This window comes from Desulfomicrobium salsuginis (assembly GCF_054657795.1).
Map to the genome: position 1 here is coordinate 2226309 of NZ_BAAHYA010000002.1, position 16828 is coordinate 2243136.

Here is a 16828-nt window from a genome sequence, read left to right on the forward strand (position 1 = left end):
CCAGGGGAAAGCCACGTAACGAGGTCATGAAATGACGCAGTCAGCCACCAATACATATCGCCTGGCCGCAAGGTTTGTCCTGTTGATGCATGCCGTCGGCTTCGCCGTCGCGCTGTTCGTCCTTGCAATGGCGGCTTCGCCGGCGAAAGCGGGCGAAGGGCCCGATGCAGAAGAGCGGACGGGGATTTCAGAGCATCGCGACGCGTTCGGGTCATCGCCCGACGCGCGCATCCAGCCGGAGGGGCTTGCGGGGGGCGATGGCGTGATTCCGCCGAAATTCTGCGCCTTCCTCCTGCCCGAGGAAAAAAGGTTTCTGCAGTTCGCGCTGGGCGGCCTGCTGCCCGTGCTTTTCGTGCTGACGGCAACAGCGGTGGTACTGCGGAACCGTCTCGCGCGCAGGGAGAAGGCCCTCCACGCCGCCGCGGCCGAAATACGGGACCAGGCGGAGCGGCTCGACCTGGCATTGAAGGGGACCCAGACGGCCGTCTGGGAGTACTGGCCCCAGACCGGCAAGGCGGCTTTCAGTGCTGAATGGTTCGCCACCCTCGGCTACATACCCGACGACGTCCCGTCCAGTTTCGCCGGCTGGGCGTCCCTGACGCATCCCGACGACGCGGAGTCGGTCGCACAGGCCATGGACGACTACATACGGGAAGGCGGGATCGGCATCGTCGAAACCCAGTTCCGCATGCGCACCACGGCCGGGGAGTGGCGCTGGATCATGGGGAAAGGACGGGCCGTGTCCTGGAATGAAGACGGCAGTCCCAGCCGGATCATCGGCATGAGCGTGGACATCCACCGGCAGAAAACCGTGGAGCACGAACTTCGGGCAACAGAAGCCATCTCGTCGGCCCTGTTCAGCCAGGCCTTCAACCTGTTCGCATTGCTGGATCTGGACGGCCGCATCCTGAGGATCAATCGGTCGGCCATCAATACCCTGCGCCATGAACAGGAGGTTCTGGGGCAATGCTTCTGGGAAGCGCCCTGGTGGCCGGACAAGGAGGAGGGTCGGCGCATCGGAAAGACGGCCATGGCCATCGCGACGGGGGGAGGGGTGTACTGGAGCGATGCCGTGCATGTCAGCCGGACCGGCGAGGAACGCTATATCGACTTCGCGTGTTCCGCCCTGAAGAACGAACACGGACAATGCACGTACATCATCGCCGAAGGCAGGGACATCACCGAATACAGAAACATCCTGAAAACCAAGGAGAACAGCGAGCGCCGGTTCAAGTCGATCTTTGACCACGCCCCCTGCGCCATCGTCATCAACGACATGGAAAACGGACGCTTCCTGGAGGTCAACGACGCCTTTGTGAAGAGCACGGGTTTTTCCAGGGAAGAAGCGTTGCTCATGCTGGCCAAGGAGTTCACCGGTTCCACGCCCGAACAGTGCCGGGCCATCCGGGGCACTATCCGCCAGGGCGGAATTTTCAATCGGGAAATCGAATCACGCAGATCCGACGGGAAAACAGCCCACCTGCTCTTCTCCTCGGTTCCGGTGCCGTACGGGGACACGGACGCCATCCTGTCCATGGTCCTGGACATCACCGACAAGAAGCGCGCCGAACTCGCCCTGGCCGAGAGCGAAAAGAAGTACCGGGACATCTTCAACAACGCCCCCATCGGCATCTTCCGCTCAACCCTCGACGGCCGTTTCCTGGATGCCAATCCCACGCTGGCAAGAATGTTCGGATACGAAAACCCCGCGCACATCATCCGGGAAGTGAAGGACATCGCCCGGGACATATATCCTCGGCCCCAGGCCCGGCAGAGGTTCCTGAAAGCGCTGCGCCGAAACCCCGAGGGCGCCACCATGGAAGTGGAGTTCAGGCGCAGGGACGGCTCCCCTCTCTACGGGGTCATGCATGCCACCCTGCAGGCGGGGGAAGAAGGGGGCTTCGCGCACCTCGACGGGACCGTCGAGGACATCACCGAACGCAAACGCGCCGAGGAAGCCCTCAAGGCATCGGAAAGGACATTTTCCGAACTTTTCATGCTCAGCCCCGACTGCATCGTCCTTTCCAATCTCGAAACAGGCAGGATCATCCAGGTCAACGAAGGGTTCCTGGCCATGCTGGGGTACGATCGCGCGGAAGTCCTCGGCCTGACGCGCGACGAACTCGGACTGCACTCCGACCTTCGACAGCTGGAAATGCTGACGGAACAGGTCCGGCAACACGGAAAGTTCCACAACGTCGAAATGCAATTCTACCACAAGGACGGCCACTCCTCGACCCATCTCGTTTCAGCGAAGTCGATCATGATCTCCGGTCAGGCCGCCATCTTGTCCATCAGCCGGGACGTGACGGAGATGCGCAAGATCCAGGCAATGATGGTCCAGTCCGAAAAAATGGTCTCCCTCGGGGGCATCGCCGCCGGCGTCGCCCATGAGATCAACAACCCCCTGGGCATCATCGTGCAGGCGACGCAGAACCTGAAACAGCGCAGCCGGCCGGACTTCCCGAAGAACATCGAGACTGCCGAGGAGCTGGGCCTGGATATGGCGGCCATGGACCGGTACATGCGCGCCAGAAAACTCGACGAGTTCATCGACCACATCCAGAGCGCGGCCTTGCGGGCGTCGGAAATCATCACGCGCATGCTCCTCTTCAGCCGCAAGAGCGAATCCAGAAGGCAGACGTGCGATGTCCGCAAGATCATCGATGAGGCGGTCGCCCTGGCCAGAAACGACTACGACCTGAAAAAGGCCTACGACTTCAAGCAGATCGCCGTGAGCATCGTCGTCAAAGAGCCCGTTTCGAACATCATCTGCACGGAAACGGAAATTGAGCAGGTCATTCTCAACATACTGCGCAACGCAGCCCAGGCCATGGCCGAAGTCTCCCCTGCGCCGAGGGAGCCCAGAATCGACATCAACGTCCGCGTCCACGGCGGATTCCTGCGCATGGAAGTGCGCGACAACGGCCCCGGCATGACGCCGGACGTGCAGAAGCGGATCATGGAGCCGTTCTTCACGACGAAACCGACCGGCATCGGCACCGGGCTTGGACTTTCGGTGTCGTACTTCATCATCACCACGGGTCATGGCGGACGTTTTTCGGCGTCGTCGGAACTCGGGAAGGGCACGGTCTTCTATATCGACCTGCCCATTGCGGGGTGAGTAAAGGCGGGAACGCACGAACCCACGTCGACCAGGACCCTGACACGAAAATGCCGCGAAACGGCGCAAGTGGCACAGCGCCCCATGGCGGCCCCGTGGCGGAAGAACCGTGGGGCGGAACTCGACGGTCGTCTGCCGGGGACGTCAGGACGCCGGAGCGCCGGACGGTAGGGAAGCCCTTCTCAGAGAAGCCTCAGCCGTCCCTGAACCGGGACGCGCTTTCCCCCATGCGCACAAGGATCTTCTGCAGGGCCACGCGCGAAAGGCCCGAAACGCGGGCGGCCTCGGACACGTTGCCCCTGGTCTGGGCCAGCAGGTCGCGGACGTAGCCTTCGGTGAAGGCGCTGACGACCTCGGCCTTGGCGGCCTTGTACTCCCCGAGCTGGGAGCCCGGCACGCGGGTGCACCCTTCGGGCTGAACGGACGCCCCGGCACCCTGACAGACGAGACGGATCAGGTTCATGTCCACCCGTTCCGACGTGGCGAAGACCGTCATGCGCCGCACGAAGTTCTGCAACTCGCGCACGTTTCCCGGCCACGGGTTGCCGGCCAGCCAATGCATGACCTCGGGGTCGACCTCCTTCTCGGCCAGGCCCATCTCGCGACAGGCCACCCGGAAGAAGTGCGCGGCCAGCAGCGGGATGTCCTCGGTCCTGTCGCGCAGCGGGGGCAACGTGATGGCCAGTACGTTCAGGCGGTAGTAGAGGTCTTCGCGGAAGGTCCGGGCCTTCATGGCCGCTTCCAGGTCCTGATTGGTGGAGGCGATGAGGCGCACGTCGACCTGCATCGTCGAATTCGACCCCACGGGGCGGACTTCGCCGTCCTGCAGGACCCGCAACAGCTTGGTCTGCACGGAAGACGAGATGTCCCCGATCTCGTCGAGGTGCATCGTGCCCTTGTCAGCCGCGGCAAAGAGGCCCTTGTGGTCCCGGTCCGCCCCCGTGAAGGCGCCCTTGACGTACCCGAACAGCTCGCTCTCCAGCAGGTTCTCCGGGATGGAGGGGCAGTTCACGGACAGGAACGCGCGGGCCGCCCTGGATCCGAGGCGGTGGATGAGCCGCGCCACCAGTTCCTTGCCCGTGCCCGACTCCCCGCGGACGAGCACCGTGTACTCGGACTGGGCCACGGCCGCCACGGTCCGCTTGAGCTGACGCATGGCCCGGCCCTCGCCGACCAGTTCCCCGCCGGCGTCCTGCCGGGCGAGTATCTCGCGCAGGCGGTTGTTCTCCTCCAGCAGCCTGCTGCGCTCGAGCCCCTTCTCCACCACCCTGAAGAGCTGCTCCGGCTCGATGGGCTTGGTCAGAAAGTCATAGGCCCCGATCCGCAGGGCTTCCACCGCGGTCTCGATGGTCCCGTACGCCGTCAGCACGACCGTGCTGAGGCCCGGGTTTACGGCCAGGGCTTCCGTCAGGAGCTGCATGCCCGTCATTTCGGGCATGCGCAGGTCCGTGATCATCAGCTGGACAGGGCCCTCGGCCATGACCCGCAGGGCTTCGCGGCCGCTTTGGACCGCGACGACGTTCAATTCCGGAAAATGGCCGCCAATGAGGCGGGCCAGGCCGCGGGCGAAATCCCCTTCGTCGTCGGCGACGACGATCCGGTACTCCCGGACGCGGTCCGGTGCTGCAACTCCATTCATGACGTACGTCCTCGATATCCGGATTGCGTCTGCGGGGCGCCGGGCTGGGCTGGCAGGGTCACGACGAACCGCGCTCCTCCCAGGGGCGAACGTTCGATGACGACCGTCCCGCCCACGTCCCGGATCATCCCGTAGACCACGGCCAACCCCAGGCCCGTGCCCGCGCCGATGGCCTTGGTGGAATAAAAGGGGTCGAAAATGTGCGGTTCATCGGCCGCCGCGACGCCCGGCCCGTTGTCGTCCACGACGATGTTCACGCAGTCCCCGTCTGGCGCCACGCTGATCACGATCTCGCCGCTCCCTTCATCGACGGCGTCGAGGGCGTTGATGACCAGATTGCTCACGACCTGCTCCAGTTCACCGATTCCCAGCCGCACGAAAATCGGCCCGGGCGAGCTCTCCATCTTCAGTCCCACCCGTTTCTTGGCCGCCTGCACGGAAAAGACGTCGCGCACGGACGCGGCCACGGAGCAGGCGTCCGAGGTTCCGGACCCTGCGGCCTTGGGCCGGGCGAAATTGAGCAACTCCTGCAGGACCCGCTGGGCCTGGCGGGTGTGCCGCTCGATGATGTCCAAATCCGCGGCCTGCTGCGGCTCCGTGACGGTCTGGCGCAAAAGGCCCGCGTAGCAGAGGATGACGCCCAGGGGGTTATTGATCTCGTGGGCCAGGCCGGCCGTGAGCTTGCCAACGGTCGCCATCTTCTCCGAATGCCAGACCTGGGCGCGCATGCGCTTCTCCATGGTCGTCTCGCGTACGTAGACCACGACGCGGTCGGCCTGGGCCTCCTGGCTGCGCACCGGGTACATGGACAGGGAAAAGGACCTCCCGCCGGGCAGTTCCACTTCGCGCTGGTCCGGCGCGCCGCTGCGGATGGCGTCGAGCATGGGGCAATTGCCCGCTTCGGTGTCGAAGAAGATGGCCAGCATGTTCCCGTCGGTGCGTGCGCCGTCCGTCAGTTCGGATGTCAGCTGCCGGGCTGCCTGGTTCACGGTCAGCACCGCACAGCTCGAATCCATGAGGGCCAGCGGGTCGGTGATGCCCTCGACGATGGTTTCAAGGACCCGCATCTGCCGCAGAAGGCTGTCTATGGCCGTGAGGTTCTCGGCGGCCGTGCCGAGCTGTCGGCCCAGGGCCAGCATGACGCCGCGGTCGTGGCTGGCGGCCTCCTCCTCGCTGTCCCAGGTCAGGCAAAGGATGCCCTCGGCGTTGCCGGAACTCGACTCGACGGGCACGAAGATGCGCGCCCCGGTCTGAATGCAGGCGCTGCCTGTCAGCACGTCCACGAAGTCGGCCGGCAGAACTGGCGCCCCCATGCTTTCGGGCCAGACGTAGTAATTCTGGGAGGCCATGGTGCAGACATAGGCGATGCCGCGCGCGCCGAAACGCGTGCAGATCTGGGGCAGCGCGTAATTCCACAGTTCGGCGCGGGAACTGCTCTGGCGCATGTCCTCGAGCAGGCGCACGAACAGGCGCACATCGGCCTGCCTCGCCTCCGCCTCGCGCGACAGCGCCTCGGTGCGTTCGTCGACCATCAGGCGCAGGTTTTCCGCATAATCCTGGAGCTGCCGCCGGGCCTCGAAAAGGTGGTCGCCCATCTGCTCCATGCCCTCGACGAGTTCCTCGATCTCGTCCCCCTGCTCGAGCCTGCTCAGCAGGTCCGAGCCCTCGGCATCGGCCACGTTGCGGCGGAAGACGCTGCTCAGCCGTTTGAGGTTGTTGACCACGAGCACCCGAAACAGGATGTTGGTGGCGGAGAAGAAAAAGAGCGCGCCCAGGGCGAAGAAGGCGAAATACGTCAGGATGGTCTGCTGCACCCGGCCGACGCTGCTGTGCACCGAGATGCCGACGAAATCCACCCCCGCGATGGCCCCGAGCTGCTTGCCGAAGCCGCGCACCCCGTAGAGGGCGATGAGTTCCTGCGGGGCGTTTTCCGGCTGGCCGTGGCAATACATGCACGACTCCTCGAAGCGCACGGACCGCACCTTGAGATAGTACCGTTCCCCATCAATCACCCTGTAGCCCTGCCAGAACTCTTCGTCGGGGTTGGCTCGGAAATACTTGATCAGCGCGCGCTCGTGCTCATTGGCCTCGTAGGCGGGGTTGCGTGCGTCGATGGCCACGCGGCGGTAGATCGTCCCGTCCCGGTCATCGTTGACCGGAGCCATGATGGCCCGGGAAACGAAGGAGGACGACATGGCCTCGATGACGAAGGAGGACGGCAGCCGTTCGTACATCGTCGGCCGCAGCACATCCCGCACGTAATGCTGGATGGAGTCCACATGGGTGAAGATGAGCAGGGCCTTGTCCCGCACCTCCTCCTCCAGGACGTTCTTCATGTGTACGTAGAACCCCACGGAAAAGGCGATTCCCAGAATGATCGAGGCCACGAGAAGCCCGGAGATGAACTTGGTCTGGATCTTTGACGGCTTGGGGATGTGCATGTCCTGGCCTGGGATGAAGCGGAGCCCGCAGCGCGGGAAAATGGCTTCGGGATTGGGGTGCCGAGGCGGGCCGCCCGGACGTCGCGGCGCCCCTCCATCGAAGCGTACGGGACTGCAATAGGATGGAAGCGCCTCCCGATCAAGACGCTTGAAAAGGGCCGCCCCCGGAACGGGGCGAGGGCCCCGCTATTTCTCTTCGAGGGCGAAGCGCAGGTATTCCTCCCCTTCCTTCACCTGCTCCACGTCGGTGTAATAGTACCGGGTCGGGTCGATGCCGTTGTTGTCCAGGTACACGGACATGCGGTGCAGCACGCCGCAGGAGTTGGTCAGCAGGGGCAGGAAGAGGTAGACGAAGGCCAGGGCCGTGCCCGTGGCCAGGATGAAATTCTTGAGCCGCACCGTCAGGCTTTTCTCGTTCATGGCAAATCCTGTGACAGGCAGGGAGGACGCGTCCTCCCTGCCTGATTGATGTTTAGATCTTGGCCGTGATCTCAGGGAAGACCACGTAGAACATGATGTAAGCCATGGTCAGGGTCAGGGCCAGGTTGAAGCTCTGGCCGCAGACGTACAGGATGAGGGGCTTGCCGCCCTTGAAGTACTTGGCCAGCTCACGGAAGTTGGTCGACAGGCCGATGGCCGCGAAGGACAGGGTGAAGAACCAGTCGCGAAGCAGCTTGGTCCCGCCGCGCACGATGCCGTACTCCATGACGGAATTGCCCAGATCCTTGCCCATGCTCTGGTCCAGGATGGAGAAGATGATGGACGCGCCGATGAAGCCCAGCACGAACTTCGGGAAGCGGTGCCAGATCTCGCCGGCGCCGACGCTGTGGCCGGAGTCGGTAGCCTCGACCTTGGTGACCCAGTAGATGGCCACGCAGAAGGCGGTCACGCCGATCATGACGTTCTGGATCATCTTGATGGTCGCGGCCACGTACATGGCCTTCTGGCCCAGGAACGCGCCGGCCGCGGCCACGGCGCCCGTGGAGTCGATGGTGCCGCCCATCCAGGCGCCGCCCAGGATCTCGGGGATGCCCACAGCCTTGATGAAGGCCGGCATGGCGATCATCATGATGGCGGTGAAGACCAGGGACAGGCCGATGGACAGGGTCAGTTCCTCCTTCTTGGCCCGGCAGGCCGCCGCCGTGGCGATGGCCGCGGAGGTGCCGCACACGGACATGTCCGCGGAGATGACGATGTTGAGGGTCTTGGAGGGCATCTTCAGGATGGTCTGGCCGAAGGCGTAGGTCACGACGATGACGATGGGCGTCACGACCCAGGCCACGAAGATGCCGGGGATGCCGATGGCCACGATCTTGTTGAAGAGGACCTCGGCGCCCAGGAGCACGAGGCCGGTCTTGATGAAGAATTCCACCTCGCAGGCCGGGAGCACCCACTTCGGCGTACCGATGGTGTTGGCGATGAGCATGCCGAGCACCACGCCCCAGGCCTCGGCGCCGAAGCCGTACTGCTTGGAGATGGACTGGCCGCCGAGCATGTAGGCCAGCACGGCCACCAGGAAGACGATGGTGAAGCCCTGCATGAAGGCGGGCATGCTCTTGCCCATCATGGCGATGCCGACGCCGAAGATGGCGGCCAGGAAAACGCACAGGCCGATCAGGGTCGGGAGGTAGTTGTAGGGCTTGTTCTCGGCCTTGGACTTGGCTTCGCCCGCGGCCTTCTGGGCCGTACGCCATTCGCCGATCTTGGCGGAGGCGTCATCATTCAGGGCCTTGTCCTGGAAGGACGCGCCGGCGGCGGCTTCCTCGGCGGCCACGGCAGCGGCCAGTGCGGCCTCGGCCTTGGCCTTGGCCTCTTCATACTTGGGCATGGCCTTCTCGTTCAGGGCCTGAGCCTGGGCCTCGCTGCGGATCAAGGCGTCCATGGGATTGGTCTTCCAGGAACCCGGAGTCGTGGTCCAGTGGGTCATGAACTTGCCGAAGGGGGTGCCGGTGCCCTTGAGCTTGCCCTTGTCGTCCTGGGCCTTGTGCCAGGCGATGGTCTTGAACGGAGCCTTGGCCAGTTCAGCCTCCTGAATCTGGCTGGCGGCGGCGATCTTTTCGGCGAACTCGGCCTTGGGGCCGAAAGTAGTGTACGCCAGGATGCTCACGACGATGATGATGAAGCCGAGCCAGATGGCCAGGTAGTCCTCTTTTTTCCACAAGTCCGACCACTGGCTCTTGCCGTGATCGATGACGACGTTGCTGTCTTGGGCCATGGGTGTTTCTTCCTCCTTGCTTGTTTCAAATACATCCCCTCTGGGGGGCACCTTTTCGAAGCGTCAGCTAACAAAAGCCATGCCACGAAACGCATCCGGCACCGCTTTGCAATTTCAGCCCGTTACAAGCAAAGAGCACTCGACAAGCGCAAACACGACTTGTCACCTGCAAACTCAAGTTAGCACGCCACCTGTCATCTGAAGCGCAGAAATGGATGCGTGAAGAAGGTGCCGGCCCAGACGACGGACCCGTCGGGGCCGGCCGGGAAGGCTATTTGGCGATGTCGAGTTCGCGCTTCTTGGCATAGACGAAGCGCACCAGTTGGTACTCGAAGGGGCTTCCGGTTTCGTAATACCGGAATTTGACCTGGTGCCGGGCGTCCACGGCCTTCACGCCGTACACGCCCGTGGTCGCCGTGCCCCGGGCAGCCCACCCCATGCCGTCAAAGAGGAAGTTCGCGGGGTTGAGGGTCAGGACCGCGTCGAAGGCCGTGCCCCCGGCGTCCCGCAGGCCCGAAGGCCCGAGGACGGGCAGGACTAGGTACGGGCCGGAGGACACGCCCCAAACGCCCAGGGTCTGCCCGAAATCCTCGTTCTCCTGCGGGATGCCGCCCTTGCCCAGCACATCGACCAGACCGCCCAGGCCGATGGTCGTGTTGAAGACGAAACGCCCGAGCGAAACCGAGGCCTTCTTGGGGTTGCCCTGCAGGACCGAGTTGACAAAAATCGGTATTTCCTTGAAATTATTGAACACATTGGAAACGCCCTGCTGCACGCTGTCCGGCAGGACCGCCTCGTAGAAGCGAAGCACCGGCAGATAGACATAGCGGTCCAGCTGGGCATTGAAATGATACATCGAGCGGTTGAACCCCTCCCAGGGGTCCTCGACCAGAAAGAGCCGCTCGACCTCCGGGTCTTCGGAAAGGCCGCGGTGCACGGGCGCCTGGAAAGGACCGGGCTGGTGCTGCGGAGTGGTGGCGCAGCCGCAGGCCAGGACGAGAAGAAGAAGGAGAAGAACGCGCATGGGTCGCCTCATTTGCGGAAGAAATCGAGCATGGCCGCCACATTGTCCCTGAAGCGCAGGTTGCCGCAATGGCCGCCGGCGGGAAAGACGGTCAGGCGCGACCCGAACGTGTTCTCCAGGAAGGCGAAGTTTTCCGGCGTCAGGATGGGGTCGTCGGCGTTGGTCATGACGGCGATGCCGCCGGCGCCGCGCAGAAACGGGCCAATGGCCTCCAGGCTGCAGGCCGCGACGGCCTTTTCCGCGGTGATCGCCGGGTCATGGAACCGCAGAAAGGGCAGCAGGTACTCCCGAACGTAGTCCTCGAAGCTCACGCCCACGGCCGAATCGAGATAGGGGGCCAGGGACTCGTCCTTCACGATCCGGTGCCCCCGCGGCACGATGTACCCCGCGCCCGTGCACGTGTCGCTGGTGAAGACCATGGACGCCAGCGACAGGCGGAAGGCCACGCCGATGAGGATCTTGAGTTCCTTCTCGGAGATGGAGCGGTTGCGGTGCAGGGCGAAGAGGAACTCGTCGCCGAAATTCACCTGGTCGCTGGACCGGTACGCCTCGGAAAGCTGGCGCACCAGCCCGGCCACGGTGCGCGCTGCGTCGGCCCGGTCGGCCACGTTGTCGGACAGCAGATGATCGAGGCGGATGGCCGAGGTCATGAGGTTCACGGCCGGGTTCAGCAGCAGCACCTTTTCAAAGCCGAAGCGCTTCTCGCGGGTGTCCAGTTCGGCCAGGAAGGCCGCCTGAGTCCCGCCGAGACTGTAGCCGGCGAGGTGGAAGGACGTGATCCTGTCCCTCCCCATCTGGGCCGCGATGGCGTCCATGGCCTGATAGAGGTCGGCCACATCGTAGGGGATGTAGCCCGGCACCTGGGTGGTCGAGGCGCTGACCACGAAGTTGGGGTAGGTCGGTGAGGACAGCGTGACCACGTGGAAACCGGCCCGGTGGAAGACGCGCTGCAGGAAGCTGCACGTGGCCGACTCGTGGGAGGAGCCGGTGCCGGCCAGAATGAACATCAGAGGCGCGTTGCCCCGCTGCTGCGCCAGCGTGTACTGCAGGGTGTCGTCGTACCACAGGATCTCGGGCACGGGACGGTCATGCAGGAGCATTTCCCTGCCGCGCACCGCGCCGAGGTCCCGCAGGGGGTTCAGATCCGAAAGGCCGGCCGGCCGCACGGACGCCAGATCGAACTCGTCCTGCGGCAGCGTGCCGAAAACCGTGGCCTCGTAAGGGTTCGTGAACGGATAGTCATAGGCCTGCGCGGAAAACGCCGCGGATAGGATGAGCAGGCAGAACAGAACGACGCGGTGCATGCCGGGCCTCCACGTAAGGAAAAGGTTGCGGTCTTCTAGCCCCGGGCTTGCGGCGAGGCAAGTCCGGCAGTGGACTGGCCGGCGGGGTCCGTGCACGGAGGTTCAGGATTCCCGGGCGGCGGTCCCGTCGGGCCCGATCGTGGAACGGATTTTTCCAAGGGCTGTCCGGGCCTGCTCAAATTCCGGGTCGCTTTGCAGGGCGGCCCGCATGTACCGGTCCGCATCCTCGAACCTCTTCATCTGAAGATAGACCATGCCGATATTGAACGGGATGAGCGGGGACTCCTGCAGGATTTCGGGCCTGGCGGCCACGGCCTTTTCGAACTGCTTGACGGCCTTCAGGTGCTCCTTGCCCTGGAAATAGGCCATGCCCATGTTGTAGTGGAGCCCCGGTTCGTCGGGGATGACCTGCAGGGCCTTCTGGTACGCGTCCACGGCGCCCTGCCAGTCGCCCTGCTTGCGCAGGGACAGGCCCATCTCGTTGACCATCCACAGGTCTGCGCGCGAAAAATCGCTGCCCTTGCTCTCCAGGGCCTGGCGCATGAATGCGAGCCCCTGCTCCGGGTTGATCTCGCGCAGCTTCACGCCGATCTCCATGTACGTCGAGGCCAGCATGTCGTTGGCCTGAGCCCGCACGATGCCCAGGGCCTCCTGATAGTACTTCTGGGCGGCCTCCTCTTGGCCGTTCTTGCTGTACTGCTCGCCGATGCTGATCTTGCGCTCGTGGTTGAGAGGGGAAATCTTGTCCATGAGAAGCAGGTATTTAAGATACTTCTCCGCGTCATCAGTCTCCAGATAGAGGTTGGCCAGCCGTTGCAGAGGCTTCAAATTCAGGCGCGACCCTTTCGACGCCTCCTTGTAGTAGTGCTCCGCGTTGCCGAAATCCATCTTGCTCTTGAAGATGTCTCCCTTGAGCATCATGCAGATGGAACTGCTCGGCTTCTCATTGAGAAGCAACTCTATCTTCGGCATCGCCTCCTCGTACAGGCCTTGGTCGATCAGCTTCTTGATCTGCTCCACCTCGACAAAAAAGCTGTTGCTCGGCCTGATGGCGAAGGCGATCTTCTGAATGAGGTTGTTTATGGAGATGGGCTTGACGATGATCGAGTCCACATCGTTCTCCGCGATGAAGGACACATGCTCTTCGGACACCTCCGGCGTCAGGCAGATGATCTTGACCTTGTCCCCGAAGCTCTCCTTGATGCGCTTGAATTCGTAGACGTTGGACTTGCCGCTGATCTTCGACTCGATGAAGAGCACTATCTGCGCGTAGGCATTCAGCAGATCCCTGCACTTCCTCACGACATCGGCAGAAACATGCGCCACGGCGAGGGAATCATAATTGAACCCGATGAAACGCATTGCGCCGCGGACGGTCTTAACGAACATTTCATCATTTGTGACAAGAAAGAAAGATCCGTTCTGGTTCTTCAGATAGTTTGAAACCATCTGGTCATAAACGACGACCTCTTCTTTGCGGATAAGCTTATGCGACATATTTCCTCTTTCAAATCCAAGATGCATGTACGCCCAGATCGTTGCGCGCGCAGTGGGCCAACGTATCCATGGATAGCCCACAAAGGCCACCACATCAAGGACGCACCGTCCGCCACACGCAACCGTGCGGACGCATGGACTTTTTCCCGGAATGGCGACACGAACGTAGCGAAAAGCCTGCCGGCAAGGGCGCGCACAGCCCCCCAAAAAAGGCCGCGGGGATGGCGCGCCAGCCCTCTGGTCGCGCCATCCCCGCGGGGGAGTGGCAGTGCCTCCGACGCAGCGCCGGAATCAGCGTTCGTCGAAATAGACCTTGTGCTTGATGTTCACGCCCTGGGTGATAAAGACCACGGACTCGGCGATGTTCGTGGCCAGGTCCCCGATGCGCTCAATGCGGCGGATGAGGATGATGGTGTGCACGGAGCGCTCGATGGCCGGGGTGTCGTGGATCATGTACTCGATGACCTCGCGCATGTTCTTGTGGTTGAGTACGTCGACCTCGTTGTCCAGCTTGCAGACCTCCAGGGCCTCCTCGACGTTGCCCGAGGAGAAGGCCTGGGCCGCGTGCCGCAGCATGGCCAGAGCCTTGCCGCCCATCTCGCGGACGTTGTCCTGGAACGGCAGCGCCGGACGGGAGCTGAGCATGATGGAACGCTCGGCGATGTTGACCGCCTCGTCGGCGATGCGCTCCAGGTCGACGCTGATGCGCATGCACCCCAGGATGAAGCGCAGATCTCCGGCCACGGGCTGCTCCAGGGCCAGAAGGCGCAACCCCAGTTCATCGATCTCCACCTCCAGCCGGTTGACCTCGACATCCCCGTCCTGGACCTCTTCGGCCAGGTACAGATCCTTGTTCACGTAGGCCTTGATGGACTTCTCGACGGCGTCCTCGGTCAGGGCCACCATCTTCAGGACCTTCAGCTTCAATGTCTCTATCTCTTCATGCAAATGCGTATACATACTTCACTTCCTTTGAAATTTTCGCGAATTGCCGTTTCACCGGGGCACACATCAACCGAAACGCCCGGTGATGTAGTCTTCGGTCTGCTTGTTCTCCGGCCTGGTGAACAGCTTGTCCGTGGGGCCGACCTCGATGAGGCGTCCCATGTAGAAAAAGGCGGTCCTGTCCGAGACGCGGGCGGCCTGCTGCATGGAGTGCGTCACGATGACGATGGTGAACTTGCTCTTGAGTTCGTGGATGAGCTCCTCGATCTTCTGGGTCGCGATGGGGTCCAGGGCCGAGGCAGGCTCGTCCATGAGCAGCACCTCGGGCTCCACGGCCATGGCCCGGGCGATGCACAGGCGCTGCTGCTGCCCGCCCGACAGGCTCAGGCCCGACTGGTCCAGGCGGTCCTTGACCTCGTCCCACAGGGCGGCGAGCTTGAGGCTCTCCTCCACGCGGGCGTCGATGAAATCCCGGTCCCTGACTCCGTTGACGCGCAGCCCGTAGGCCACGTTCTCATAGATGCTCTTGGGAAACGGGTTGGGCTTCTGGAAGACCATGCCCACGCGCCGGCGCAGCACGACGACGTCATGGGACGGGTCGTTCAGGTCCTGCCCGTCCATGGCCAGCGCGCCTTCGATGCGCGTTCCGGCGATGAGGTCGTTCATGCGGTTGATGCAGCGCAGAAACGTCGACTTGCCGCAGCCCGACGGCCCGATTAGGGCCGTGGCCTGATGCTCGAACATGTCGAAGGAGATGTCCTGCAGCGCGTGAAAGTCCGAATAGTAGAAGTTGAGATTTCTGGACGAAATCTTGACCGTATCTGCCATGTCTATTCCTCTGATGTCCGCCCCGCGACGGGGAGGGTGATGATGAAGCGGGAGCCGGTCCCGGTTTCGGGCACCGGGCTCTGGACGGTGATCCGCCCGCCGTGGCTGACCATGATGTGCCGGCAGATGGCCAGGCCCAGGCCCGTGCCGCCGATGGAGCTGTTGCGGTCCTTCTCCACCCGGTAGAACCGTTCGAAAATCCTGCCCTGGTCCTCGGCCGGGATGCCGGGGCCGTTGTCGTCGATGAACACGGACAACTCGCGTCCCGAGGCTTCCGCGTGGACCCTGATCCGGGCCGTGTCGTCGGGCACGTACTTGAGGGCGTTCTCCAGCACGTTGCGGAAGACCTGCACCAGCTGCTCGAAGTTGGCCCGCACGGCGGGTGCGCCCTGGGAGAGGTCGTTGACGAAATCGACCTTCTTGCGCAGGGGATGGCAGCTCTTCCAGGCCGAATACAGGGCCGAGGCCGGGTCCACGGAAACCATGTCCACCCGCTGCTTGCCGTGCTCCAGGCGGGAGAGCTGCAGCAGTTCGTCCAGCATGGTGTTCATGTGGTTGGCGTTGCGCTGGATGACCTCCAGAAAGGTGCGCGTCTGGCCCGGATCGTAGCTGTCCAGGCCCAGGAGCGTCTCGGCGTATCCCTTGATGGACGTCAGGGGCGTACGCAGCTCGTGCGACACGTTGGCCACGAAATCGCGGCGGATCTGTTCCACCCGCCGGATCTCGGTGATGTCGTGGAAGACCATGATGACACCGAGTTCCGCGTCGCCCTTGATGGGCACGATGGACACGTCGAAGCTCCTCCCGCTCTGGAGTGCGACCACGACGTTGCCCTGCGAAAAATCGCCAGCCTTGCGTTTCTGCAGGGCGGCGTCGCAGGCGTCCTGCAGGTCCTGCAGGAGACAGAGTTCCATGGGCTTGCGCCCGGCGAAAGTCGAGAGACCGGGAAAGATCTCCTGGGCCGCGTAGTTGCCCCGCAGGATGTGTCCCCGGCCGTCGAGGACGATGAGGCCCGCCTTCATGCCGTTCAGCAAGGCTTCGGACTCCATCTTCTGCTTGACGATGGTCTGCATGTTGGACTCGATGCGCTCCAGCATGTTGTTGAAGGCATTGACCAGCGGCGTCATTTCCGTGCTCGGGGAGAAGCGGATGCGCTTGCCTGGCCCGCCCTGCCCGATGTCGGCCGCGGCCTGGGCGACGCTGGAAATGGCACGCGCAATTTGGCGCGACGTCAGCGAGACCAGCCCAAAGGCCAGCAGGACGCTGAAGCCGTAGACCCAGCCCGTCCGCCCGTAGAGGCGGTCCAGCGTCTTGCGCAGCTGGCTCTGGGGCCGGGCCACGCGCACGATCCCTTCCGGGACAGCGGCGTTCCCGCCGAACTTGCGGGCGACATAGAGCAGGTCCTGGCTCAGGGTGTCACTGTAGCGCAGGCTCGTGCCGATTTCGCCATTCAGGGCCTGCAGGACTTCCGGCCGGCCGGCATGGTTCTCCAGAAGGCCAACCTGCTGCGCCGCCACGCCGGAATCCGACAGCACGACGCCGTCCAGGGCGATGTAGGTGATGCGGATTTCCATGCGTGCCGCGAGTTCACGCAGGACGTTGCCCAGTTCGGAGCGCTCGGCCACGCCGGACAGGGTCCATTCGATGGTTTGCAGGTCGCGCAGCGCGGCCTCCCGGGCCTCACGCTCGATGGTCTGCCCCAGGTTCTGGTGCAGGTGGTACGCCGGCAACCCCACGGCCAGCAGCAGAATGATCCCGAAGGCCAGGAGCAGCCGCAGACGCAGGGAAAGAGTTGGTGTGGTCATGTCGTT

The 16828-nt window shown here is 63.4% G+C and carries 11 protein-coding genes; 1 reads left to right on the forward strand and 10 read right to left on the reverse strand.

Features of this window, described 5'->3' with window-relative positions; all coding sequences use genetic code 11:
• The first annotated feature begins 31 nt into the window (after positions 1-31).
• Entirely contained in the window at positions 32-3124 is a 3093-nt protein-coding gene (locus ACYQ3G_RS17080; protein WP_459827892.1) for a PAS domain-containing sensor histidine kinase, read from the forward strand.
• 193 nt (positions 3125-3317) lie between these two features.
• On the opposite strand, the gene ACYQ3G_RS17085 is transcribed toward ACYQ3G_RS17080, so the two are convergent.
• From ACYQ3G_RS17085 to ACYQ3G_RS17130, 10 genes are all read right to left on the reverse strand, one after another.
• On the reverse strand, positions 3318-4763 hold the full coding sequence (locus ACYQ3G_RS17085) for a sigma-54-dependent transcriptional regulator (RefSeq protein ID WP_459827895.1): 1446 nt from the start codon (positions 4761-4763) through the stop codon (positions 3318-3320).
• Positions 4760-7204, reverse strand: a complete 2445-nt coding sequence (locus tag ACYQ3G_RS17090; RefSeq protein ID WP_459827897.1) for a c-type heme family protein — start codon at positions 7202-7204, stop codon at positions 4760-4762. The genes ACYQ3G_RS17085 and ACYQ3G_RS17090 overlap by 4 nt, the downstream gene beginning before the upstream one ends.
• Before the next feature lie 186 nt (positions 7205-7390).
• On the reverse strand, positions 7391-7624 hold the full coding sequence (locus ACYQ3G_RS17095) for a hypothetical protein (protein WP_028576546.1): 234 nt from the start codon (positions 7622-7624) through the stop codon (positions 7391-7393).
• Positions 7625-7676: 52 nt separating this feature from the next.
• Positions 7677-9419: a YeiH family protein gene (locus tag ACYQ3G_RS17100; RefSeq protein WP_459827900.1), complete on the reverse strand. Its 1743-nt coding sequence runs from the start codon at positions 9417-9419 to the stop codon at positions 7677-7679.
• A 271-nt stretch (positions 9420-9690) separates the two neighbouring features.
• The gene (locus ACYQ3G_RS17105; protein WP_459827903.1) at positions 9691-10443 is read right to left on the reverse strand and encodes an MlaA family lipoprotein; all 753 of its coding nucleotides are present in this window, start codon (positions 10441-10443) and stop codon (positions 9691-9693) included.
• A gap of 8 nt (positions 10444-10451) precedes the next feature.
• Positions 10452-11747: an alpha/beta fold hydrolase family protein gene (locus ACYQ3G_RS17110; protein ID WP_459827906.1), complete on the reverse strand. Its 1296-nt coding sequence runs from the start codon at positions 11745-11747 to the stop codon at positions 10452-10454.
• Between the two features lie 102 nt (positions 11748-11849).
• Entirely contained in the window at positions 11850-13109 is a 1260-nt protein-coding gene (locus ACYQ3G_RS17115; RefSeq protein WP_459827909.1) for a tetratricopeptide repeat protein, read from the reverse strand.
• Between the two features lie 426 nt (positions 13110-13535).
• A complete protein-coding gene (phoU, locus tag ACYQ3G_RS17120) occupies positions 13536-14204 on the reverse strand; it encodes a phosphate signaling complex protein PhoU (protein ID WP_028576551.1) in 669 nt (222 codons plus the stop codon).
• Between the two features lie 51 nt (positions 14205-14255).
• Positions 14256-15017, reverse strand: coding sequence for a phosphate ABC transporter ATP-binding protein PstB (gene pstB, locus ACYQ3G_RS17125; RefSeq protein WP_459827913.1), 762 nt, complete (start codon positions 15015-15017; stop codon positions 14256-14258).
• A 2-nt stretch (positions 15018-15019) separates the two neighbouring features.
• Positions 15020-16822: an ATP-binding protein gene (locus ACYQ3G_RS17130; RefSeq protein WP_459827916.1), complete on the reverse strand. Its 1803-nt coding sequence runs from the start codon at positions 16820-16822 to the stop codon at positions 15020-15022.
• Between the last annotated feature and the right edge of the window lie 6 nt (positions 16823-16828).

Coding starts and splice junctions, on each gene's coding strand:
- ACYQ3G_RS17110 (WP_459827906.1), bottom strand. CDS start 11,747: ATGCACCGCGTCGTTCTGTTCTGCCTGCTCATCCTATCCGCGGCGTTT.
- ACYQ3G_RS17090 (WP_459827897.1), bottom strand. CDS start 7,204: ATGCACATCCCCAAGCCGTCAAAGATCCAGACCAAGTTCATCTCCGGG.
- ACYQ3G_RS17080 (WP_459827892.1), top strand. CDS start 32: ATGACGCAGTCAGCCACCAATACATATCGCCTGGCCGCAAGGTTTGTC.
- pstB (WP_459827913.1), bottom strand. CDS start 15,017: ATGGCAGATACGGTCAAGATTTCGTCCAGAAATCTCAACTTCTACTAT.
- ACYQ3G_RS17095 (WP_028576546.1), bottom strand. CDS start 7,624: ATGAACGAGAAAAGCCTGACGGTGCGGCTCAAGAATTTCATCCTGGCC.
- phoU (WP_028576551.1), bottom strand. CDS start 14,204: ATGTATACGCATTTGCATGAAGAGATAGAGACATTGAAGCTGAAGGTC.
- ACYQ3G_RS17105 (WP_459827903.1), bottom strand. CDS start 10,443: ATGCGCGTTCTTCTCCTTCTTCTTCTCGTCCTGGCCTGCGGCTGCGCC.
- ACYQ3G_RS17100 (WP_459827900.1), bottom strand. CDS start 9,419: ATGGCCCAAGACAGCAACGTCGTCATCGATCACGGCAAGAGCCAGTGG.
- ACYQ3G_RS17085 (WP_459827895.1), bottom strand. CDS start 4,763: ATGAATGGAGTTGCAGCACCGGACCGCGTCCGGGAGTACCGGATCGTC.
- ACYQ3G_RS17115 (WP_459827909.1), bottom strand. CDS start 13,109: ATGCGTTTCATCGGGTTCAATTATGATTCCCTCGCCGTGGCGCATGTT.
- ACYQ3G_RS17130 (WP_459827916.1), bottom strand. CDS start 16,822: ATGACCACACCAACTCTTTCCCTGCGTCTGCGGCTGCTCCTGGCCTTC.